At 46.9% G+C, this 20,849-nt stretch carries 19 protein-coding genes, 1 pseudogene and 1 other annotated feature; of the genes and pseudogenes, 18 read left to right on the top strand and 2 right to left on the bottom strand.

Features of this window, described 5'->3' with window-relative positions:
• The first annotated feature begins 52 nt into the window (after positions 1-52).
• The 4 genes from KI350_RS03075 to KI350_RS03060 all read left to right on the top strand — a co-directional run bounded on the left by KI350_RS03075 (position 53) and on the right by KI350_RS03060 (position 5,377).
• A complete protein-coding gene (locus KI350_RS03075) occupies positions 53-1,234 on the top strand; it encodes an MDR family MFS transporter (RefSeq protein WP_020452654.1) in 1,182 nt (393 codons plus the stop codon).
• Between the two features lie 220 nt (positions 1,235-1,454).
• Complete coding sequence (locus KI350_RS03070; RefSeq protein WP_016885609.1) at positions 1,455-1,784, top strand: DUF4257 domain-containing protein; 330 nt, start codon at positions 1,455-1,457, stop codon at positions 1,782-1,784.
• A 102-nt stretch (positions 1,785-1,886) separates the two neighbouring features.
• Positions 1,887-2,093: a binding site (T-box leader), on the top strand.
• Between the two features lie 112 nt (positions 2,094-2,205).
• Positions 2,206-4,620, top strand: a complete 2,415-nt coding sequence (leuS, locus tag KI350_RS03065; RefSeq protein WP_212930429.1) for a leucine--tRNA ligase — start codon at positions 2,206-2,208, stop codon at positions 4,618-4,620.
• A gap of 349 nt (positions 4,621-4,969) precedes the next feature.
• Positions 4,970-5,377, top strand: a complete 408-nt coding sequence (locus tag KI350_RS03060; protein WP_026579041.1) for a VOC family protein — start codon at positions 4,970-4,972, stop codon at positions 5,375-5,377.
• Positions 5,378-5,388: 11 nt separating this feature from the next.
• Here the strand turns inward: KI350_RS03060 and KI350_RS03055 are convergent, their stop codons facing one another.
• Complete coding sequence (locus KI350_RS03055) at positions 5,389-6,291, bottom strand: LysR family transcriptional regulator (RefSeq protein ID WP_039072933.1); 903 nt, start codon at positions 6,289-6,291, stop codon at positions 5,389-5,391.
• Positions 6,292-6,408: 117 nt separating this feature from the next.
• Here KI350_RS03055 and KI350_RS23350 point away from each other — a divergent pair.
• The 5 genes and pseudogenes from KI350_RS23350 (at position 6,409) to KI350_RS03030 (ending at position 11,905) form a co-directional block, all read left to right on the top strand.
• Positions 6,409-7,660 (top strand): annotated as a pseudogene (locus KI350_RS23350) (APC family permease).
• 32 nt (positions 7,661-7,692) lie between these two features.
• A complete protein-coding gene (locus KI350_RS03045; protein ID WP_065643669.1) occupies positions 7,693-8,580 on the top strand; it encodes a dienelactone hydrolase family protein in 888 nt (295 codons plus the stop codon).
• An 18-nt stretch (positions 8,581-8,598) separates the two neighbouring features.
• Positions 8,599-9,363 carry an NAD-dependent epimerase/dehydratase family protein gene (locus tag KI350_RS03040; protein WP_025810974.1) on the top strand — a complete coding sequence of 255 codons (765 nt, stop codon included), beginning with the start codon at positions 8,599-8,601 and terminating at the stop codon, positions 9,361-9,363.
• Between the two features lie 141 nt (positions 9,364-9,504).
• Positions 9,505-10,383, top strand: a complete 879-nt coding sequence (locus KI350_RS03035; protein ID WP_020452647.1) for a carbohydrate ABC transporter permease — start codon at positions 9,505-9,507, stop codon at positions 10,381-10,383.
• A 16-nt stretch (positions 10,384-10,399) separates the two neighbouring features.
• Positions 10,400-11,905, top strand: a complete 1,506-nt coding sequence (locus KI350_RS03030; protein WP_065643621.1) for an extracellular solute-binding protein — start codon at positions 10,400-10,402, stop codon at positions 11,903-11,905.
• A gap of 31 nt (positions 11,906-11,936) precedes the next feature.
• On the opposite strand, the gene KI350_RS03025 is transcribed toward KI350_RS03030, so the two are convergent.
• A complete protein-coding gene (locus tag KI350_RS03025) occupies positions 11,937-14,246 on the bottom strand; it encodes a helix-turn-helix domain-containing protein (protein WP_059231735.1) in 2,310 nt (769 codons plus the stop codon).
• Positions 14,247-14,461: 215 nt separating this feature from the next.
• Here KI350_RS03025 and KI350_RS03020 point away from each other — a divergent pair, with 215 nt between their 5' ends.
• The 9 genes from KI350_RS03020 (at position 14,462) to KI350_RS23165 (ending at position 20,773) form a co-directional block, all read left to right on the top strand.
• Positions 14,462-15,427 carry an ABC transporter permease gene (locus KI350_RS03020; RefSeq protein WP_023855849.1) on the top strand — a complete coding sequence of 322 codons (966 nt, stop codon included), beginning with the start codon at positions 14,462-14,464 and terminating at the stop codon, positions 15,425-15,427.
• Between the two features lie 28 nt (positions 15,428-15,455).
• Positions 15,456-16,577, top strand: coding sequence for a glycoside hydrolase family 88/105 protein (locus KI350_RS03015; RefSeq protein WP_059231737.1), 1,122 nt, complete (start codon positions 15,456-15,458; stop codon positions 16,575-16,577).
• Positions 16,574-17,062 carry a hypothetical protein gene (locus KI350_RS03010; protein ID WP_059231740.1) on the top strand — a complete coding sequence of 163 codons (489 nt, stop codon included), beginning with the start codon at positions 16,574-16,576 and terminating at the stop codon, positions 17,060-17,062. The genes KI350_RS03015 and KI350_RS03010 overlap by 4 nt, the downstream gene beginning before the upstream one ends.
• A gap of 21 nt (positions 17,063-17,083) precedes the next feature.
• On the top strand, positions 17,084-18,361 hold the full coding sequence (locus KI350_RS03005; RefSeq protein ID WP_059231742.1) for a Gfo/Idh/MocA family oxidoreductase: 1,278 nt from the start codon (positions 17,084-17,086) through the stop codon (positions 18,359-18,361).
• A 13-nt stretch (positions 18,362-18,374) separates the two neighbouring features.
• Positions 18,375-19,022, top strand: a complete 648-nt coding sequence (locus tag KI350_RS03000; RefSeq protein ID WP_023855529.1) for a YesL family protein — start codon at positions 18,375-18,377, stop codon at positions 19,020-19,022.
• 37 nt (positions 19,023-19,059) lie between these two features.
• On the top strand, positions 19,060-19,419 hold the full coding sequence (locus tag KI350_RS02995; RefSeq protein ID WP_023855528.1) for a DnaJ family domain-containing protein: 360 nt from the start codon (positions 19,060-19,062) through the stop codon (positions 19,417-19,419).
• Between the two features lie 104 nt (positions 19,420-19,523).
• Positions 19,524-20,018: a response regulator aspartate phosphatase gene (locus KI350_RS22920; RefSeq protein WP_223254769.1), complete on the top strand. Its 495-nt coding sequence runs from the start codon at positions 19,524-19,526 to the stop codon at positions 20,016-20,018.
• Between the two features lie 48 nt (positions 20,019-20,066).
• Positions 20,067-20,642 carry a hypothetical protein gene (locus KI350_RS22915; RefSeq protein ID WP_223254770.1) on the top strand — a complete coding sequence of 192 codons (576 nt, stop codon included), beginning with the start codon at positions 20,067-20,069 and terminating at the stop codon, positions 20,640-20,642.
• Positions 20,639-20,773, top strand: coding sequence for a hypothetical protein (locus KI350_RS23165; protein WP_023855526.1), 135 nt, complete (start codon positions 20,639-20,641; stop codon positions 20,771-20,773). The genes KI350_RS22915 and KI350_RS23165 overlap by 4 nt, the downstream gene beginning before the upstream one ends.
• Positions 20,774-20,849 lie beyond the last annotated feature (76 nt).

Here is a 20,849-nt window from a genome sequence, read left to right as displayed (position 1 = left end):
GGCAAAACGAATAGAATCTAGAGGGAATGCTAAAGAGAAAGAAGGAAACGCTATGCCGCGCACATTATGGCTTTTGGTCATCGGAATGTTTATCAATGTCACAGGGGCATCTTTTTTATGGCCGCTGAATACCATCTATATCCATCAGCATTTGGGAAAGTCGCTGACAGCGGCCGGATTTGTGCTGATGCTGAACTCAGGGGCAAATGTGCTGGGCAACCTGTTCGGAGGATATTTATTCGATAAAATCGGCGGATTTAAAACGGTCGTACTTGGAATTGTGATCACGTTTGCGAGCCTTTCAGGCCTCGTCTTTTTTCACGAGTGGTTCCAATACATTCTTTTCTTAACATTGGCCGGTTTTGGATCAGGGATCGTGTTTCCGGCATGCTATGCAATGGCCGGCTCGGTTTGGCCGGAAGGCGGCAGAAAGCCGTTCAATGCTGTATACGTGGCGCAAAATGCAGGGGTGGCAGTTGGTTCAGCGCTCGGCGGAATTGTCGCGTCTTTTTCATTTACGTATGTTTTTCTGGCGAATGCGATGCTATATGCCGTCTTTTTCATGATTGCGATTTTCGGATTTAGACGCATCCGGTCTGAAAAAGCCATGCAGTCTTCTGTTTTGGATCATGCCGATTCAGTCAGCGGGAAATCTAGATTCTCCGCGCTTTTGGTTATATGTACGGGCTACCTGCTCGGCTGGGTCGCTTATTCGCAATGGTCCTCGACCATCGCTTCACACACCCAGGAGCTGGGGATATCTCTTGGGCAGTACAGCGTACTTTGGACAGTGAACGGGGCGCTCATTGTTTTCGGTCAGCCGCTGATCGGTTTTTTTGTGAAACGGTTTGCCGAATCGCTGAAAAACCAAATCGTCATCGGATTTGTCATTTTTATGATGGCATACGGAATTTTGTTTGGCGCTGAACGGTTTCCGGCGTTTCTTGCCGCGATGGTTGTGCTAACCATTGGCGAAATGCTTGTATGGCCGGCTGTGCCGACAATCGCCAACCGTCTCGCTCCGAGGGGAAAAGAAGGGTTTTATCAAGGGTTTGTCAACAGTATGGCGACCGGCGGAAGAATGATCGGGCCGCTTTTTGGCGGAATGCTGGTTGATTATTTCAATATGCAGCTTTTGCTCGCGGTTCTGCTCGTATTGCTGCTGTTCGCAATAGGAACGGCGTTTTTATACGACAGGAAGGAAAAGCAGCTCTCCGCTCAATCAGATGCATAAGTGGTATAGAAAAAATAGGTAATTGTAATTATATGAAAATGAATCGAAGGAATCAAGATTATCAACCAAATCTTCACATATAATGGAAGAAACAAGCTTTTTTTCTTCTCAGACAGAACACATTTTCTGTATGGTAGTATCGAATATCATCGCAAGGGGTCTAGGGGGGCTGCTCGATGGCCTGAAGTCGCTTGACTAAACTAAGGGCTTTAGGAAGGTGATGAAGATGCTGCATCAAGTTTTGGTTGCTTGTTTGATTGGAGGGATTATGGGGGTTCTCGGGCACGTTAAAAAAAGAGGGCGCCTCGAGAAACCGAGAACAACGAAACGATTCATTTACCTTGGATTTTTTGAAGATATTCTTGTCGGAATGGTTGCTTCTATTTTGCTTGTTTTATCTGCGGAACCTGATTCTGGAATTCAGCTTGTCGTGTTATCGATCATTGCCGGCTACGGCGGTGAAGCTGTATTGAGAAGCTTTGACTTTGTCAGAGAACAGCAGGCAAATGTACAGAACTCCGAACGGCAAAACAAATCTCCACACGATTAAGATCCTCACTCTTACCCTTTTTTCAGCACATTCCCATTGTATACAAACCTGCTTGCACTTATGAACAGAATTCTATAAAATACAGATAAGATTACGGTTACGGCAAGAACAGTGAAGAGGAGCAGTAAGAAGCCCATTTTGTTTCAGAGAGTTGACGGCTGGTGAAAGTCAATCAAATGAGCTTCCGAACTCGCCTCAGAGTTGCAGCAGTGATGAGCTGCTGCCGCGTATCTGCGTTACAGATATCAAGTGAGTGTGCCCCATGCACACTAACAAGGGTGGTACCGCGGGAAATCTCTCGTCCCTTCTTAGGGATGGGAGAGTTTTTTTGATTTTAGAATAATCTGAATATAACGCTGCCAGTCCCGTCCATACTTGAATACAAAGAAGCCGTACTCATATTCAAAGGAGGTTTTTACAATTGAGTTTTGACCATCAAACAATCGAGAAAAAGTGGCAGGACTATTGGCTTAAAAATAAAACGTTCGCCACGCGTGAAGATAAATCCAAACCGAAATTTTATGCATTGGACATGTTTCCGTATCCGTCAGGCGCAGGCCTTCACGTCGGACACCCTGAAGGCTATACGGCAACTGACATTTTGTCCCGCATGAAACGGATGCAAGGGTACAATGTCCTCCATCCGATGGGCTGGGATGCATTCGGGCTTCCTGCGGAACAATATGCGCTGGATACGGGAAACGATCCTGCCGTCTTTACCGAGCAGAACATTGACAACTTCCGCCGCCAGATCAGAGCGCTCGGCTTTTCGTATGACTGGGACAGAGAAGTCAATACAACAGATCCGGACTACTATAAATGGACGCAGTGGATTTTCTTAAAGCTTTACGAAAAAGGTCTCGCTTATGTAGATGAAGTCCCTGTAAACTGGTGTCCTGCGCTTGGAACCGTTCTTGCCAATGAAGAAGTCATCGACGGCAAAAGCGAACGCGGCGGCCATCCTGTAGAACGCCGTCCAATGAAGCAGTGGATGCTGAAGATTACCGCTTATGCCGACCGTCTGCTTGAAGATCTGGAAGAACTCGACTGGCCGGAAAGCATCAAAGAGATGCAGCGCAACTGGATCGGCCGTTCCGAAGGGGCGCATGTTCATTTTGCGGTCGACGGCACAGACGAAACGTTTACGGTTTTCACAACGCGGCCTGATACATTATTCGGTGCCACATATGCCGTTTTGGCTCCGGAGCACGATTTGGTTCAAAAAATCACGACGCCTGAACAGCAAGACGCGGTCGACGCCTATATCGAAGAAGTTCAATCAAAGAGCGACTTGGAGCGGACAGACCTTGCCAAAACAAAGACAGGCGTCTTCACAGGTTCTTACGCCGTCAATCCGGCAAACGGGGAAAAAATTCCGGTATGGATCGCGGACTATGTCTTGGCTACATACGGAACCGGAGCGGTCATGGCCGTCCCTGCCCATGATGAGCGGGACCACGAATTCGCATCAGCATTCGGGCTGCCGATCAAAGAAGTCGTCAAAGGCGGAGATGTTGAGAAAGAAGCTTATACAGGCGACGGCGAACACATCCATTCAGATTTTCTGAACGGCCTTGATAAAGCGGCTGCGATCGAAAAAATAATTCAGTGGCTTGAGGAAAACGGGAAGGGCGAGAAAAAGGTAACATACCGCCTCCGCGACTGGCTGTTCAGCCGTCAGCGATACTGGGGCGAGCCGATCCCGGTCATCCATTGGGAAGACGGCACATCGACTCCGGTTCCTGAAGAAGAGCTGCCGCTGATCTTGCCGAAAACGTCGGAAATCAAACCGAGCGGAACGGGTGAGTCCCCTCTTGCGAACATTAAAGAATGGGTGGAAGTGACAGACCCTGAAACAGGCAAAAAGGGAAGACGCGAAACGAATACGATGCCGCAATGGGCGGGAAGCTGCTGGTACTTCCTGCGCTACATCGATCCGAAAAACCCGAACGAACTGGCTTCCCCTGAAAAATTACAGGAATGGCTTCCTGTCGATATGTATATCGGAGGTGCGGAACACGCCGTTCTTCACTTATTGTATGCGCGCTTCTGGCATAAATTCCTTTATGACATCGGGGGCGTTCCGACGAAAGAGCCGTTCAAACAGCTTTATAACCAAGGAATGATTCTTGGTGAAAACAACGAAAAAATGAGCAAATCCAAAGGCAATGTCGTCAATCCGGACGAAATAGTGGAGACTCATGGTGCGGACACGCTCCGGCTGTACGAAATGTTCATGGGGCCTTTGGATGCATCGATCGCCTGGTCAACGACAGGACTTGACGGCGCCCGCCGCTTCCTTGACCGCGTATGGCGTCTGTTCATCGATGACAATGGCGGGTTAAACGAGAAGATCGTTGAAGGAGCCGGCGAAACGCTTGAGCGCGTCTACCACGAAACGGTCATGAAAGTAACAGACCATTTCGAAGGTCTGCGCTTCAATACAGGTATTTCTCAGCTGATGGTCTTCATCAATGAAGCATATAAAGCTGATCAGCTTCCGAAAGAATACATGGAAGGCTTCGTGAAATTGCTGTCTCCTGTTGCGCCTCACTTGGCTGAAGAGCTGTGGAGCCGACTTGGACATGAGGAAACGATCACGTATGAAGCATGGCCTGTCTATGATGAAGCAAAGCTCGTTGATGACGAAGTCGAAATCGTCGTTCAGCTGAACGGAAAGGTGAAAGCGAAGCTGAACGTTCCAGCCGACGCCGACAAAGAACAGCTTGAAGAGCTGGCGAAAAACAATGAAAAAGTAAAAGAACAGCTCGAAGGGAAAACGATCAGAAAAGTGATTGCTGTACCTGGAAAGCTTGTAAATATTGTCGCAAATTAATGGAAAAGCCCCTTCAATCCGAAGGGGCTTTTCAGCGTACCGACAAACCCGCGCATTCGTTGGCAGGCCTGCTAAGCCGGTGCTTACGATAGGAGAAAAGATCAGGCGGCTAACCGCCTAACACCGCCGTCACCACATCCTGTGGAAGACCGCTCCGATGCTCGGCTTTCCCAGACTGCAAGGATTGCGGGACAAAGGATGACAAAATCCCAAAACTAAAAGCCGTTTTGGGATTTTTTTTAATAATCTGAAAGCCCTGTCATTCCGCCGAAAGGATGAAAATATTTCAGCCGTTCGCTTCGTTTCAAATGATCCATGACCGCTTAAAATGGGAAAAAAGGAGATGATGATGATGCATTTTTCCGATTTTTCCGCCGCACAGGTCAGAATCGCCCGGCCTACAGACCGTTTTGACGAAATCGTTGCGTTTTACGAAAAGGGGCTGGGCCTGAAAAAGCTTGGCGGTTTTTCCGGACATCAAGGGTATCATGGCGTCATGTTCGGCCTGCCGAATGTCCAATATCACCTTGAATTCACCTCCCATATTGGAGGCAGCCCTTGTCCGGCACCGACCAAAGACAATCTGCTCGTCTTTTATATTCCTGATCAGAAGGAAATCAAGAGTATTTTAAAAAGGCTCGCTGATATGGGCCATCACGAAGTGCCGCCAGAAAATCCGTATTGGAAGGACAAAGGGGCAACAGTGGAAGATCCGGACGGCTGGCGGATCGTGCTGATGAATACCGAAGGCATTTAGATATAGGAACGTTATGCCTGTGCCCAGTCTCTTGCTTTCGTGCGGACGATATCTGTAAAAGCCGCCATTGCAGGAGAAAGCCATTTGTTTTTATGATAAGCCATTTGAGTGGAAAACAGGGCGTCGCGGACAAGCGTGCCCTGAAGCTTTCCTTCTTCGATATCAGTGCGCGTTGTGATCAAAGGAAGAAGGGATACGCCCAAACCGCACATCACGCACTGTTTAATCGCTTCGACACTCCAAAATTCCATCGTATGGTCGGCAATGACTCCCCTTTGACGTAAATACTCCTCAAAAAAATCACGGTAGCTGCAGCCGTGCTCCGTATATAAAAACGTTTCATTTGCGGTAAAAGTCAAATCATCAAGGGCCTTTTGTCCTGCCGGGTGTTCCTTTGGAAAGATGAACACCATCGGCTCATTGACCAGCTTTTCAACATGAAGGTCGTTTTCTTTCCGATCGTTGTCCAAAAGAAAAGCGACATCGATTTTTCCCTGCTTCAATTCATCTCTCAGCTGCCAGCACGTGGAAGACTTTAATGTGACCGTGACCTGCGGATATTTGTTAGTAAATTCGTGAAGAATGGCAGGCAATCTGTAAACCGTTAAAGATTCCGAGGCGCCGATGATCAAGTTTCCCGACGGCTCCTGATCGTTTTCCGGAATGTGCCTCGCTTTTTCATACAGTTCGACCATTTCTGCGGCATAAGGGAGAAGGTGTTTTCCTGCTTCTGTCAGCATCATTTTTTTCCCCAGCCTGTAGAACAGCGGCTTTCTTAATTCTTGTTCGATTGCTTGAACGTGCGAAGTCACAGTGGACTGCGCATATCCCAAATAATCGGCAGCACGGGTAAAACCGCCGATATCCACGATGGTTTTGAATGTTTTCAAATGTCGGATCTCCGTCTCGTCCATCTCCCTTTTATTTTGTATCGAAAAATTCGAAGTTGCAGATCGATAATATCTATTTTACTGATGAATTAAACAAGATTACAATCATTTTAAACGACTTTGCGAAAGGATTGTATCAGTATGAGAGAAAAAAAGCTTGGCCCTTTATTATTAAGCGGGCTGATGACGGGGCCTATTTTAGGGTCGGGAATCATTCTGCTGCCGCCGATGATTCATCAGACAGCGGGGGACTATGCGATTTTTGCATGGCTGTTGATGTTGGGAATCGGTTTTTTATTTGCCTGGATTTTTGCCAGATTGAGCGTCGAGTATCCGAATGATGCCGGGATTGCTTATGCGGCTGAAAAAGCGTTCGGTTCCCGTGTTAAAAAATTGGCAGTCTTTTATTTTATCATGGCTGCAAGCTTCGGCCCCGCCGCCGTATTAATGACGGCCGGCGAATATATTCATTCTCTTGCGGCCGGCACGGCATTTCCTGCTGAACTGTACGGCTTCATTTTTTTTTATCTTTTGTATGGTAGTCCTTTGCTTTAATCTTTCATTTGTCGGCATGGTTGCACTCATTTTTTCCACTGCCGCGGCCCTCATTCTGTTTGGAAGCAGCGCGGCTTCTGTGCCTTACTTTCGTGAGGGGCCGCTCGTAGACGGAACATTTCAGTTTGCCGATTTTGGCCGCGGATTGCTGCTGCTGTTCTGGGCATTAGTTGGATGGGAAATCGTCGGCAACTACAGCATGGAAGTGAAAAACCGCGGGAAAACGATTCCCCGGGCCGTCGTGATCAGCAGCCTGACGGTAACGCTCATATATGTGGCGACTGCGGCAGCTGTTCAATGGATTGATCCGGGGTTCTTCGCAAACGGACAATTGAAGCTGGCGATGATGCTGACGCCGTTGTTCGGATCTTTTGCATTGCCGGTGATCGCTGTGCTCACCGCTGTTCTCTGCATGTGCGCTTATTTTCAGGTGACAGGCGGAGCAGCCAGGCTGGTGGCATCGCAGGCCGGCGGGCTGTTTGCCCGCAGATCAAGGGGAAATCAGCCGATGGCAGCACTGGGGCTTATGTTTTTCATTCATACCGTCGTTTTTGTCTGCCTGATGTTTCACTTTCTTAATGTTGAGACACTGGTCCTGATCGCAAACGCCTTTTTCATCTGCAACTCGCTGTGCGGTCTTGCCGCTGCTTACAAGCTGCTGTCCGGTCGCGTTTACAAAATAGGCTGCCTCTTTCTCATGGGGTGCTTCTCGCTGCTTCTTTTGTTTTCATCACCCTGGATATTACTGTTTATCATGCTGACCAGCGCCTTGTTTGTGGTGAACTTCCGTCAACTTATCATCTGGAAAAAGGTAAAACGCCCTTTCAAATCGTATTAATGAATCAAACGGAAAAAAGAAAGGGGAACACGATGCGCAGTCAACTTTTCAAACTGCTCGGCGATTTGCCGGAGAAAAAAAGCATTGATGTGAGTACTCTTAAAATTGAAGAAAAGTCATCTTTTATCCTTGAAACGCTTTTGCTTGATTTAAATGGAATTGAAGCGGTACCGGCCTATTTTGCAAAACCGAAACAGATGAACGGCAAGCGGCCGGCCGTGCTTTACTGTCATTCACACGGAGGACGTTACGAAAGGGGGAAGGAGGAGCTGATTGAAGGAGCGGATTACTTGCAAACGCCGCCGTTCGCCGAGGAATTGACGGCCTTGGGATTTTCCGTGCTTGCGATTGACCATTGGGCTTTCGGAGACAGGCGGGGCAAAACGGAGAGTGAGATATTTAAAGAAATGCTTTGGACAGGACGGGTGATGTGGGGAATGATGGTCTTTGACAGCATCAGAGCCATCGATTACCTGAGCATGCGTGAGGACACAGACGAAAGCCGCATCGCTTCACTCGGCATGTCGATGGGAGGTCTGATGGCCTGGTGGACCGCTGCATTGGATGAGCGGGTCAGCGTATGCGTTGATATATGCGCTCAGGTGGACAGCGAAACATTAATTAAGACGCAGAATTTGGACCGTCACAATCTCTATTCGTATGTTCCAGTGCTGGTCAAGCACTTTTCAACCGCTCAAATCGAAAGCCTGATCGCTCCAAGGCCCCATTTAAGCCTGGTCGGAACCGCAGATAAACTAACGCCAGTTCAAGGAATTGACCTCATTGAAGAAAAGCTGTCCGATGTGTATAAAGAAAAAGGCGCCGGTGAACGCTATGAAGTGTTTCGCTCTCATTCAGGGCACTTCGAGACAGCCGGAATGAGGCATAAAGCGATCGGTTTCTTAAAAACATGGCTGTAAAACAGGAGGTGAATCACTGTGAAAAAGGTGACGATCATCGGAGGGAACGGCACGGTCGGCCGCGTGTTAGCGGGCGGATTGGCAGGCGAAGGATACGAGGTGACAGTGCTGGATTTAAAAGAACCGGATGAAAAGCCGGCTGTCCGCTTTGTCCGGGTGGATGCGGCAGATTACAATGAAGTCGTGAAAAGCATTCCTCTGAATACGGATGCGGTGATCAACCTTTTGGCTGTCAAGCCTACAGGCGATTTGCTTGACCGGCGGGAGTTTGAGAAAATGACGGATATCTTTTTTAAAGCGACATATACGATTTTGCGGGCGGCGGCGGAGCTCGGCGTGCCGAAGGTGGTATTTGCAAGCAGCAACCATGTGACAGATGTGTATGAAAAGAACGGTGATTCTCTGCTGGGGAGGAAGATCAACACGGATGACTACCCGCAGTCCAAAAGCTTGTACGGCTTGCTAAAATTGGCGTCCGAAAATCTCGGCTATCTTTTCTCGCACCAATCAGACGCCAAGGTTTCCGTGATCAATCTGCGGATCGGGACAGCCGCTGAAAATGAGCAAGAAACGCTGCGTGCAAAACCGAGGAGCAAAAAAACGCTGTTATCCCACCCCGACCTCGTCCAAATCTTTAAAGCCGCAATCGAATCCGGCAAAACATACGGTACATATTATGCTGTCAGCGACAATAAGGGGCGGCCGTGGTCGATCGATTCCGCCATTCGGGAACTGGGGTTCAAGCCGAAAGTCAGCACCTCAGACATCCTTGATGAAGACTGACGTATCATCTTCTAAGGTGATGATCTTTTTCTCCGCTTTTCTGATCCTGCTTAAAAAATGATTATAGACGCTCTCCTTTCTGTTTGCTACATTTTAGACACGATATCGTAATATTTTGACAGCGCTTACAAGGAGGGGGAAATGACGATCAGGCATTCTGCTGGAAGCCGCGTGTTTGACATATTGAATTATTCATTTTTAACAGGGTTCGGATTGGTTTGTGTGCTGCCGTTCATCCACGTTATTGCAGCCTCTTTTGCGACAGTGGAGGAGGTTATTTCGAAAAAGTTTATTTTAATACCAACAACTTTTTCGCTGGATGCGTACAGGTATATTTTTTCAACTGACATTGTGTACAGAAGCTTAATCATTTCTATTCTTGTCACAGCCGCAGGGACGGCGGTCAGCATGTTTCTATCCTCTTTAATGGCATACGGGTTGTCGAGAAAGGAGCTGATGGGAAGGCGCGTCCTCATGTTCTTGGTCGTGTTCACGATGCTGTTCAGCGGAGGGATGATCCCAACCTTTCTCGTTGTAAAATCGCTCGGCTTGCTCGATACCTATTGGTCTCTGATTCTTCCGACGGCCATCAATGCGTTTAACTTGATCATTTTAAAGAACTTTTTTCAAAACATACCGTCAAGCCTCGAGGAATCCGCCAAAATCGACGGCTGCAATGACATCGGAATTTTCTTCCGCATCATTCTTCCGTTGTCTTTGCCGGCGATTGCGACAATTTCGCTGTTTTACGCCGTCACCTATTGGAATACGTACATGCAAGCGATTCTGTACTTGAGCGATGCGACAAAATGGCCGATACAAGTTTTGCTTCGCCAGATTGTCATCGTATCAAGCGGTATGCAAGGGGATATGACGGAGATGGGGGCAGCCGCGGCGCCGCCGGAACAAACGATCAAAATGGCGGTCATTGTCGTTGCAACCATACCGGTGCTGCTCGTGTATCCGTTTATTCAAAAGCACTTTGCAAAAGGCGCTCTTTTAGGGTCAATTAAAGGATAAAAACGGAGGGGACAATATGGGGAAAAAATGGCTGATCGCGATTTTTGCGTTCGCGCTTTTGGCCGGCGGACTGTTTGGCTGTTCGAAAAGCGGAGCAGATCAGGCTTCTACAAAGGATGAGAAAGTCGATCTGAACTCGCCTTTGGACTTGAGCTGGATGGTAATCCTTTATCATCAGCAGCCGCCGAAGGATACGGCGATTAAAAAAATCGAGGAGCTCACCAATACAAAGCTCGATTTAATGTGGGTGCCTGATGCAGTAAAAGAAGACCGCTTAAACTCAGCGCTCGCCGCCGGAAACCTGCCGAAAGTCGTCACCATTCAGGACATTAAAAATTCATCTGTCATGAATGCGTTCAGATCGGGGATGTTTTGGGAGATTGGTCCTTATTTAAAGGATTATCCGAATTTAAGCAAGATGAACAAGCTGATCAATAAAAACGCTTCAATCGACGGAAAGCTTTACGGCATCTACAGGGAGCGCCCGTTATCAAGACAGGGGGTTGTCATCCGTAAAGACTGGCTTGACAACCTTGGGCTCGATATACCAAAGACGGTTGATGAACTTTACGAAACAGCGAAGGCATTTACAGAAAAAGATCCTGACCAAAACGGAAAGAACGATACGATCGGCTTTACCGACAGAAACGATTTGATCTACGGCGCCTTTAAAACATTGGGGTCCTATATGGGCATGCCTACTGACTGGGAGGAAAAAGACGGCAAGTTCACGCCTGACTTCATGACAAAAGAGTACATGGATACGATGAAATATATGAAAAAACTGTATGATGAAGGGCTGATCAACAAAGACTTCCCGGTTACGAGCAAAACGCAGCAGCAGGAGATGTTTTCACAAGGGAAAGCCGGCATTTATGTAGGAAATATGGTCGATGCCGTCAATTTAAGAGACCAGTCTGTCGATGATAAAATGGAGCTTGAGATCATCAATCGGATCAAAGGACCGGACGGAGAGGAACGAGTCTGGGCATCAGGCGGGCATAACGGAATCTTTGCCTTTCCGAAAACAAGCGTCAAAACAGAAAAAGAGCTGAAGAGGATTCTGGCCTTTTTCGACCGGATCGCCGAAGAGGATGTTTACAGCCTGATGACTTACGGGATCGAAGGGGTTCACTATAAAAAAGAAGGGGAAAAACAATTCAAACGAATTGATGAAAAACTGAAAGACTGGCAGGCGGAAATTCAGCCGCTCGTCTCTCTCGTCGGCATTGATAAACAATATTTGAAAAATACGGGAGATCCGCTCCGCATAAAATATGAAGAGCTGACAGAGGACAATAATGAGATCATCGTCTCAAATCCGGCCGAAAGTTTGTACTCACCGGCCGCATCTGAAAGAGGCGATGAACTGCAAAAGATCATTGATGATGCCACATATCAATTCATCCTCGGCAAAACGGATGAAAGCCAGTTCGAGAAAGCGGTTGAAAAATGGCGGACGAACGGCGGAGATCAAGTAATAGAAGAATATGAAGAGTCATTTAAAAAAGCAGAAAAATAGAAGGCAATCCCGGGAAGCCGGGATTGTCTTTTTATGCCGAATGAGTTTTCAGCTCGCGGTATTTGCCGGGCGTGATTCCTTCCAGCTTTTTAAATGAGCGGATGAAATTCTGCGGATTTTTGTATTTCAGTTTTTCAGAAATTTCTTTTACGGACAGCGTCGTTTCTGTCAGCCAGTTTTTCGCGACATGATGCCTGTAGGATGACAAGTATTCGCTGAACGATATTTTCATTTCTTTCCTGAAGATGCTGCTTAAATAGTTGGGGTTGTAATGAAGCCTTCCTGCGATCGATTCGAGCGTCAAGTCCGTGTCGAATTCCTGCTGGATAATATGGACGATTTTTTCTGAGATGTTTTTGTATTGCGATTCTTCTCTGATGCTGAGGGTATCGATCATTTTGACGATGATCTGCGCGTTCAGCCAACTTTCGATCTCCTCGATGGTCGTCAGCTCAAAGACGTCGTCGTACAGCATCGTATTTTCGTTCGGTTCAAAAATTTCGATTCCAAGCAAATGCATAAATTCAATCAAGTTGTTCAAGAGCCTTGCAATCGCTACCTGGCAGTGATGCGGATTCATGTTTTCAGAACAAATCGATTCAAGGAGAAGGTGAAGCTGTTCGGCCGCTTGTTTACGGTTGCACGTTTTAATAGCTTCAAACAGTTCATTTTGGATCTGCTTTGGAAACTGGGTTAAAAACGCTTTGTTACGGTCAAGATGCTCATAGAAAATCACCGCGTGTTTTCCTGATTTCAGACGGTATGTCAGCGCTTCAAGCCCTTCCAAATAAGCGCGCTTCGACATTGCAAGGCTTGTAAACGGCTGGCTGATGCCGATGCTGACGAACAATCCAAGCTCCTCATGAATTTTATCCCTGATGGATGATGCTGTATGCTCCAAGTCCTCCTGAAACCTGTCCAGCGGCTGTCCGCGGTTCAGCATGATGATGGTCTGCGTTTTATCAATGACAACCGGCGGGAGGCGCTTATTCTTGGGCACAGATCGTTCGACAAGGCTGTTGATCGCAAACAGCAGGACATCAAGATCCTTTTTATCATATGATGTGTCTTTCAATGTATCAATTTGCAAGGCAAAAAGGGACAGGTGGCTCCAATCTTCAGGGAAGCCGAGCCCTGTAAAGCGGTCTTTGATTTCTTCTTCGCTCAGCTTGCCGAGCAAAAGCCTTGTTAAAAAATACTGCTTCAGCTGGGTGACCTGCTGTTCGACGCGCACCTTCAGATCATGGTTTTTATTTTTCATCTCTTTAATATTCCGTTCAATCAGTTCAAATTCGTTTTTCGGTTTCTCCTGGCCGGAAGCGGCCCCCGCAGAAAAGCCTGAGACGGATTCGTACAAAACCTTGATCGGCCTGTAAAAATGACGAGAACCAAACCAGGAAAATAGGTATGAAAGCGCTAACAAAATGACGCAGATCGTAAACGTAAACCAGCCGATTGATGCCGTCTGCTGATAGAGTTCCGGAATGGTCGTTAACGAAATATATATCCAATTATTGTAATCTGATTTCTGGTATGTAATGTTATAGGCGGTGTCGTTGACTGTTGTATCAAACTGGCCGTTTTTTTCCTGATGCCGGCGGATCGTTTTGAAATAATCGTCTTGTTTGATCGATTGTCCAATCATTGACGGGTCTGAGTGAAGGATGATCCGTCCGTTGTCATCAAGCACCATCATGCTGTTTGTTTTTGAATGATGCGGCATGCGCTTGACAAGCGAACAAGAAGGAATGCTTGCGATCGCAAGGCCTCTGTTTTCCATGCTGTTCAGCGGAAGCTGTTTGACCAGATTGACGTTGTACAGGCAGTTGCCCGAAGCCCCTTCTTTTGTGGCGACAAGGTCGTTGTTTTTTTCAAGCACCCAGCTGGAGCGGCTTTTTAAGGCGTTGTAAAGCGAGATCGTGATGGCTTGTTTTCCTTGATCTAAAGGATATAAACCGGAATTGTTGATATACCACTTTTTTTCTTGGCTGATCAGCGTGATATCCGACAGATCGGTATCGAATGTCTGCAGTTCGTTTAATTCCTTGTTGATTTGGTTATACAGCTGAAAGCGTTCTGGTGTAATGGTGCGGCTGAGTGTCTGAATTAAAGGATAGGAACGGACGTAATTGGTGAAGGAATGGTCAACCGTTTTTAAAATATGCTCGATATTTAGCTGTGTCTGGCCAACGGTTTGGAGCTTTTCGTTTGTAACGTTTTGTTCAATGGTTTCCGCTGATCTCTGATAGGAAAAAAAGCCGACGATGATGACCGGAATGGTGCTCAGAACGAGAAAGAAGGTCACCAGCTTATAGTAAAACTTATATTGTTTTCTCTTCATAAATTCCCCCCCAACAAATCTTCGTTTGAGTTGTTCATATATAATTAATCCGACTTTTGTGTGAATTTGTCAATAATCATTTTCTAACCATCGTTTCATTTTATTAGGTTTTGCCGGCTGCCGGGCGAGGTGCGGCCGATGTGATGATATGATTGTAGATTTATTTTTTCATGGTGGGATAAAGTGAAAGCAAACATCACGAAGGGAGGCCGTTTATGAAAGCAGCCGATGTCCAGACCGGAAAAAATCCGGCCCATATTGTTGAAAAGAAACGAAAGACGCGTTTTTGGGAAAAGCTTCTCCAGCAAAAATATTTATATTTGATGATTCTGCCGGGACTGATTTATTTTTTGCTTTTTAAGTATGTGCCGATGTGGGGGATTGTCATAGCGTTTCAGGATTACCAGCCGTTTCTCGGCATAACGGGGAGCGAATGGGTGGGTTTTAAGCATTTTGAAAGGCTGTTCACCGAACCGACGTTTTTTATGCTTCTGAAGAATACATTGATTTTGTTTTTCCTCAACCTTGTTGTATTCTTTCCGATACCGATTATTTTGGCGCTTTTATTGAATGAAGTCAGAGTCGCATTGTTCAAAAAGTTTGTCCAGACGCTGATCTATATTCCGCATTTTATGTCATGGGTCATTGTGGTATCGCTTTCATTCGTTCTGTTGACGGTTGACGGAGGATTGATCAATGAGATCATCGACTACTTCGGCGGAGAAAAGATCAACTTTTTGCTGAATGAAAGCTGGTTCAGGCCGATGTACATTCTCCAGGTCATCTGGAGGGAAGCCGGCTGGTCGACGATCATTTATTTGGCGGCGATTACCGCTGTCGATCCGCAGCTTTACGAAGCGGCGAAAATGGACGGGGCCAATCGCCTGAGGAGGATGTGGCATGTCACACTACCTGCGATCAGAAGCGTCATCGTTGTTTTGCTTATTTTGAAAATCGGCGATACGCTCGAACTCGGCTTTGAGCATGTGTATCTGCTTTTAAATGCAACGAACCGCGAAGTGGCCGAGATCTTTGATACGTATGTATACACGGCCGGATTAAAGCAGGGGCAGTTCAGCTACAGTACAGCCGTCGGTTTATTTAAAGCAGCTGTCGGTCTCATTCTTGTCATATTTGCAAACAGGATGGCGAAGAAGTTTGGAGAAGAAGGAATATATTAATATTTTTTGATGAAAGGAATTGAATGACATGAATCAATCTCTCATCACAAAAACGCCTCTTTACATTGCCGAAGAAGCGGCCAAAACAATAATGAAAGCGTATACACCAGAGGAGCTGCCGCCGGCCGGACGCTGGCACTACCATCAGGGTGTATTTCTGTGCGGCTTGATTCGCCTCTGGGAAGAAACGGGGAAAGAAGCATATTTCAACTATGTAAAAGAATACGCCAATGAGCTCATTGACGGCTGCGGGAATTTTTATTTCAGGAGGGATGAACTGGACGCCATACAAGCCGGACTTATCCTTTATCCTTTGTATGATGAAACGGGCGATGAACGCTACCGTAAAGCCGCCAAAAAGCTGAAGGGCCTTTTTGATACGCTGAATCAAACAGAAGAAGGCGGGTTTTGGCATAAAGATAAATATCCTTACCAAATGTGGCTTGACGGGTTGTACATGGGAGGGCCTTTCGCACTTAAGTATGCAAGAGCGTTCAATGAGCCTGAAATGTACGATGTGGTCATCCTCGAAGAAAAACTGATGAGAAAACATACGAAAGACTGCCGGACGGGATTGTATTATCATGCGTGGGATGAAAAGAGGGAAATGCCCTGGGCCGACCCCGTTTCAGGCTGTTCTCCCGAATTTTGGGGAAGGTCAATCGGCTGGTACGCGCTTGCACTGAGCGATATGATCGAACTGCTCCCGCAGGGGCATGACACGAGACAGGAGTGGACCCGGGTGCTTCAAGAGATGGTCAAAAGCATTGCCAATTTTCAAGATGAACGCACAGGGTTATGGCACCAGGTTGTCGATAAAGGCGGACTTCCGGACAATTGGCTTGAAAGCTCCTGCTCGTGTTTATATATGTACGCGATGACGAAAGGAGCTCGCATGGGCTATATCGATTCATCATATATTGATAGAGCCGCAAAGGCTTTCAAAGGACTCGTCGAAGAGAAAATCGAGCTGAGCGCAAAAGAAGGCTTGCTTTTAAAAGATATTTGCGTCGGAACTTCTGCAGGGACATACGATTATTATGTCGGGCGGGAAAAATGCACCAACGATCTTCACGGTGTCGGCGCATTGATCATGGCTCTTGTAGAACTTGAAAAGACCGGCCGCTTTTCCCGCGAGGCAGCGAAGTGAAGAACTTCGCTTTCTCCGTCCTTCTATTTGCAGCAGTGCTTCTTTTTTCCTCATGCGGAAAGGATGGGGGCGGGGGAACAGACGTATTGATCTTTTCGGATGCACCGGCTGAAATAAAGGAAAACGTCCAGCGCGCAGCCGGGAAAGAACAGCTCAACATCACCGTTTTCCCGGCTGCACCGGAAAAACTTCTAGTTGAAATTGCGGCGAAAGAAGGAGATCTGTTTATCGTTCCAGAAGACATGTTTAAACCTTTTTACGATCCTGAAGGACTTCAGCCATTGAAAGTTGCTTCGAAAGAAAAAGAGCCATACAGCGCTCTGGGCAAAAACGGGGACGTACAGCTGTATGCGGCTGTCATTGAAAAAGGAGAAAAACGTTTGAACGGCTATACGTTTCAGCTGAATACAGACATGGCAGCTTTCATACCGGTCTATGCGAAGAAAACCCCTGAAGCGATGGAACTCATCGAAGCGCTTCGCTGAAAATGAAAGGGGGAGGAACCGATGAAAACATATGCGATATGCGGTCTGAGCGGCCGCGCTTTTAACATGTTTATCGAGCCTCTAGTGGGAAAATACGGGGAAGAACACCGCATCGCCGCGCTCCTGGACAGCGATCCGCTAAGGGAAGAAGTCTGCAAAGACAGGTTTCCGGCGCTTCGTCCTGTCCCGTTTTTCAAGGAGAAAGCGTTTACCGAAATGCTTGATAAAATCAAGCCGGACGCCATTATTGTAGCAGGCCGTGATGATACGCATGTCCGCTATATATTAGGCGCTTTACAGGCGAATATCGATGTGGTCACTGAAAAGCCGATGGTGACAACGGCACGGGATGCGGCAGCCGTATTAAAAGCCGAAGCCGCGAGCAAAGGAAAAGTGACCGTTACGTTTAATTACCGCTGCAATCCGTACCACCGCAAGATCAAAGAGCTGATACTTGAAGGAAAGCTCGGCACGATTACGTCGGTTGACTTGAACTGGTACATCGATACGTATCACGGCGCAAGCTATTTTAAACGCTGGAACAGGATGAGAGCATACTCCGGCGGGCTTTCCGTCCATAAGTCAACCCATCATTTCGACCTTGTCAATTGGTGGCTTGCTCAAACGCCTCGCGAGGTTTTTGCCTATGGAGGCCTGTACTACTACGGACCCGGCGGCGAAATGAATCCTGAAAAAGGGGAAAAACGCTATTGCGGAACATGCCATGTCAAGAAGAATTGCCGCTATTATATGAGGTGGCAGGCAGGCGACCCGCAGGACGATCATGTCAAGACCAACGAAAGCCAGCATCTGCTCTATACCGATTACAGGCCTGACGCGTGTATTTTCGATGAAGAAATCGATATCGAGGACACGTATGCAGCCGTTTTGAAATACGACAAAGGGGCGCTGCTGAATTACTCCGTCCATTTTTCAGCCCCGTATGAAGGCTACCGGCTTGCAATCAACGGGACAAAGGGAAGGCTTGAAACGCAGGAATATCATGCGCCGGCAAGGGTTCCATTTGAAGTTCCCGAACAGACCATCGATTATTATCCGCTGTTTGAATCGAAAGAAACGATTCGCGTCGTCAGGCAGCCCGGCGGGCATGGCGGAGGAGATCCGCTGCTTTTGGAAGAGCTGTTTGGCGGAGGAGACCCGTTGAGGAATTACGACATTCTGGCCGGTGCCGAAGCAGGCGCCTATTCAATTGCAGCCGGCGAGGCATTATGGCGCTCCATCAAAGAAAAAAAGCCGATGGGAATCAGTGAACTTCTGTATACCCGGCAATATACATAAAGGGGGGGAATTCGTGGAACAAAGCGTCTCCATGGGAAGGGTGCTGAGTTTTTGTGAATGGGTGCTGAAGTTTTTTTACGCCAATCTGCTGTGGTTTGTTTTTACGCTGCTCGGCCTTGGCGTCTTCGGGTTTATGCCGGCGACGACTGCATTGTTTTCCGTGATGAGAAAATGGATTATGGGCAAAACCGATATTCCGATATGTAAAACGTTTTGGCAGGCGTACCGCGGCGAGTTTTTTCGTTCCAACGTCATCGGTCTTATTCTGGCGGCAGTTGGCATCATCATTTATGTTGACCTTGCTTTTATTTATCCGGAGCATTTCCTATTGCACGTTCTCCGGTTCGTCATTATGATTTTTGGGTTTTTGTTTTTAATTATGCTGTTTTATATGTTCCCGCTGCTCGCCCATTTCGATTGGAAGAAGCGGATGTATTTTAAGTTTTCGCTGATTCTGGGCATATCGTATTTACAGTATACATTAACAATGATGGCGGTTGCTGCCGTGCTTTATATCGCTTTTGCCTTTCTGCCCGGAATTGTTCCTTTTTTCAGCGTCAGCCTGCTCAGCTATGCGGTCATGTGGCTGGCATATCAAGTATTGAAAAAAGCGGAGGCCGTAGAACAGAGGGGAACTGTCGTAACGACAAGACACACCTGAACCTTTGCTTCAGGTGTGATGAGAGGAGATGGCCCACATGAGTGAAGAATTTGAAAAACGATATCTTCACTGGATTGATCAAGCTGTAAAGGAAAGCGAAAAGAAAGACGACTTCAAGTCCCTCCCCGGTTTTGGAAGACCGCTCAGCAAAGAGGCGCTCGAAGGGGATGCGCTTTCGTCAACTCTTAAAAACGCCCGTTATCTGCCGGAGTGGCTGAAGCTGCAAAAGGAAATTAAACAAGAGATTGAAAAAGCGATCAAATCGAATCAGCGCGAAGCGCTGATCGATGCCATCAACCTAAAAATTAAAAAATACAACCTCACCTGTCCGAACCAATTCCAAAAAGGCCTTGTTTCAGCCAAAAACCTCGAAAGCCAGCTCAAATATTGGAGCTGATGCCACTCCTTGCACTTATTCATAAAAATAATTGCCAATAACAATTATTTTCTGTAAAATAAAGTTAATAAATGTAATTTTTGTGTTTTTAAAAAGAAGAAAGGATGAATGAAGAAGTGGAAGCGAAAGCGGCATACGAAAAAGCGGCCGGGCTCTTGAATCAGTGGTACACCATGATCAAGCGCCATGAAGCGCTCCAGGCTGTATCTTTGAGATACGAGATCCGAAACCTGCTCTCTAAAATGGAGAAAAACAGAGATTTGGAGCTCTATTTTCAGCTTTTGGACTACCGCTGCAAATTGATGATGGAGCAGTTTGCAGAATCAGCCGAGCTCTTCCGGAAGATTAAAAGGCAGAAGGAAACGGTTAAGAACGCGGATGACATCATTCAGTACTATTTTTTCTTTTTTTCAGGCATGTATGAGTTTTATGAGAAAAACTATCTTGAGGCGATCAGCTGTTACAAAAAAGCGGAAATGAAGCTGCATAAACTGACCGATGAAATTGAAAAAGCGGAATTTTACTATAAGCTCGCGACTGCCTACTACCAAATAGATGATCATTTCAGATCGTTGAACTACTCCGAAAAAGCGCTCTAACTTTTCAGCAAGCATAAAGAATACATAGACAAAACGATCGGGTGCGAAATGATTCTCGGGTCGGTTCAGTTTGAACTGTTCCGCATCAAACAAGCCGAGGAACACTACGGCCGGGCGCTTGATCAGGCCGTTTCCCTCCAAAACCGGCGAATCATCGGGCTGATCTATCATAATATGGGTCTGAACTACGCCAAATGCAGCATGCCGCTTTTGGCGGAGGAGCACTTTAGAAAAGCTCTTTCAATCGGTGTCCATGAGCAATCGGTCTTTGGCATTAACACCCTTTTTGAGCTGTCCCACCTCATGTACAAAAACGGTTCTCCCGAAGAAGCGAGACGTCTCTGCAAAGAGGGATTTACCAGAGCGGCGGAACAAGGGGAGGATGAATACGCGGCGAAATTCAGGCTGATTTTCGCCCTGTATGATGCGGGCCATCCGCTCGATATTGAACTTTCGCTTGAATACATGAGCGATAAACGGCTATGGCCTCATGTTGCCGAACTGACAAAAGATATAGCCGATTACTACATGAAGTCCGGCGACTATGAAAAAAGCGCGCTTTACCTGGAAAAATCGCAGCATGCCAAGAATCAAATATATAAAATGAAGGAGGGGCTCATATGAAAAAATCCATTTGTTTTTTCACCGTCATGCTTGTTTGTCTGATAGGGGGAAGCTTCACAGCCGATTCTGCAGCACAGGACGGATCGTTCCAGACATTGGGGAAATCAGTGTTTCCTGACAGTGGACGATAGAGAAAACCTGCTGAAATAGAAATTGCCTCCCGACTTTTGCTATAATAGTCTCACCTAAAGGCAATTGAAGGGAGCA

Source organism: Bacillus sp. J41TS8 (assembly GCF_018333035.1).
GTDB classification, from domain to species: domain Bacteria; phylum Bacillota; class Bacilli; order Bacillales; family Bacillaceae; genus Bacillus; species Bacillus paralicheniformis.
This window is presented reverse-complemented; position numbering and strand designations above follow the sequence as displayed.

Excerpts from the sequence above, each read along its gene's own strand:
- KI350_RS03035 (WP_020452647.1), top strand. The coding sequence starts at position 9,505 with ATGACGATCAGGCATTCTGCTGGAAGCCGCGTGTTTGACATATTGAAT.
- KI350_RS03075 (WP_020452654.1), top strand. The coding sequence starts at position 53 with ATGCCGCGCACATTATGGCTTTTGGTCATCGGAATGTTTATCAATGTC.
- KI350_RS03055 (WP_039072933.1), bottom strand. The coding sequence starts at position 6,291 with ATGGACGAGACGGAGATCCGACATTTGAAAACATTCAAAACCATCGTG.
- KI350_RS03025 (WP_059231735.1), bottom strand. The coding sequence starts at position 14,246 with ATGAAGAGAAAACAATATAAGTTTTACTATAAGCTGGTGACCTTCTTT.
- KI350_RS03030 (WP_065643621.1), top strand. The coding sequence starts at position 10,400 with ATGGGGAAAAAATGGCTGATCGCGATTTTTGCGTTCGCGCTTTTGGCC.
- KI350_RS03060 (WP_026579041.1), top strand. The coding sequence starts at position 4,970 with ATGATGCATTTTTCCGATTTTTCCGCCGCACAGGTCAGAATCGCCCGG.
- KI350_RS03020 (WP_023855849.1), top strand. The coding sequence starts at position 14,462 with ATGAAAGCAGCCGATGTCCAGACCGGAAAAAATCCGGCCCATATTGTT.
- KI350_RS02995 (WP_023855528.1), top strand. The coding sequence starts at position 19,060 with ATGAGTGAAGAATTTGAAAAACGATATCTTCACTGGATTGATCAAGCT.
- KI350_RS03045 (WP_065643669.1), top strand. The coding sequence starts at position 7,693 with ATGCGCAGTCAACTTTTCAAACTGCTCGGCGATTTGCCGGAGAAAAAA.
- KI350_RS03005 (WP_059231742.1), top strand. The coding sequence starts at position 17,084 with ATGAAAACATATGCGATATGCGGTCTGAGCGGCCGCGCTTTTAACATG.
- KI350_RS22920 (WP_223254769.1), top strand. The coding sequence starts at position 19,524 with ATGAATGAAGAAGTGGAAGCGAAAGCGGCATACGAAAAAGCGGCCGGG.
- KI350_RS22915 (WP_223254770.1), top strand. The coding sequence starts at position 20,067 with ATGATTCTCGGGTCGGTTCAGTTTGAACTGTTCCGCATCAAACAAGCC.
- KI350_RS03070 (WP_016885609.1), top strand. The coding sequence starts at position 1,455 with ATGAAGATGCTGCATCAAGTTTTGGTTGCTTGTTTGATTGGAGGGATT.
- KI350_RS23165 (WP_023855526.1), top strand. The coding sequence starts at position 20,639 with ATGAAAAAATCCATTTGTTTTTTCACCGTCATGCTTGTTTGTCTGATA.
- KI350_RS03015 (WP_059231737.1), top strand. The coding sequence starts at position 15,456 with ATGAATCAATCTCTCATCACAAAAACGCCTCTTTACATTGCCGAAGAA.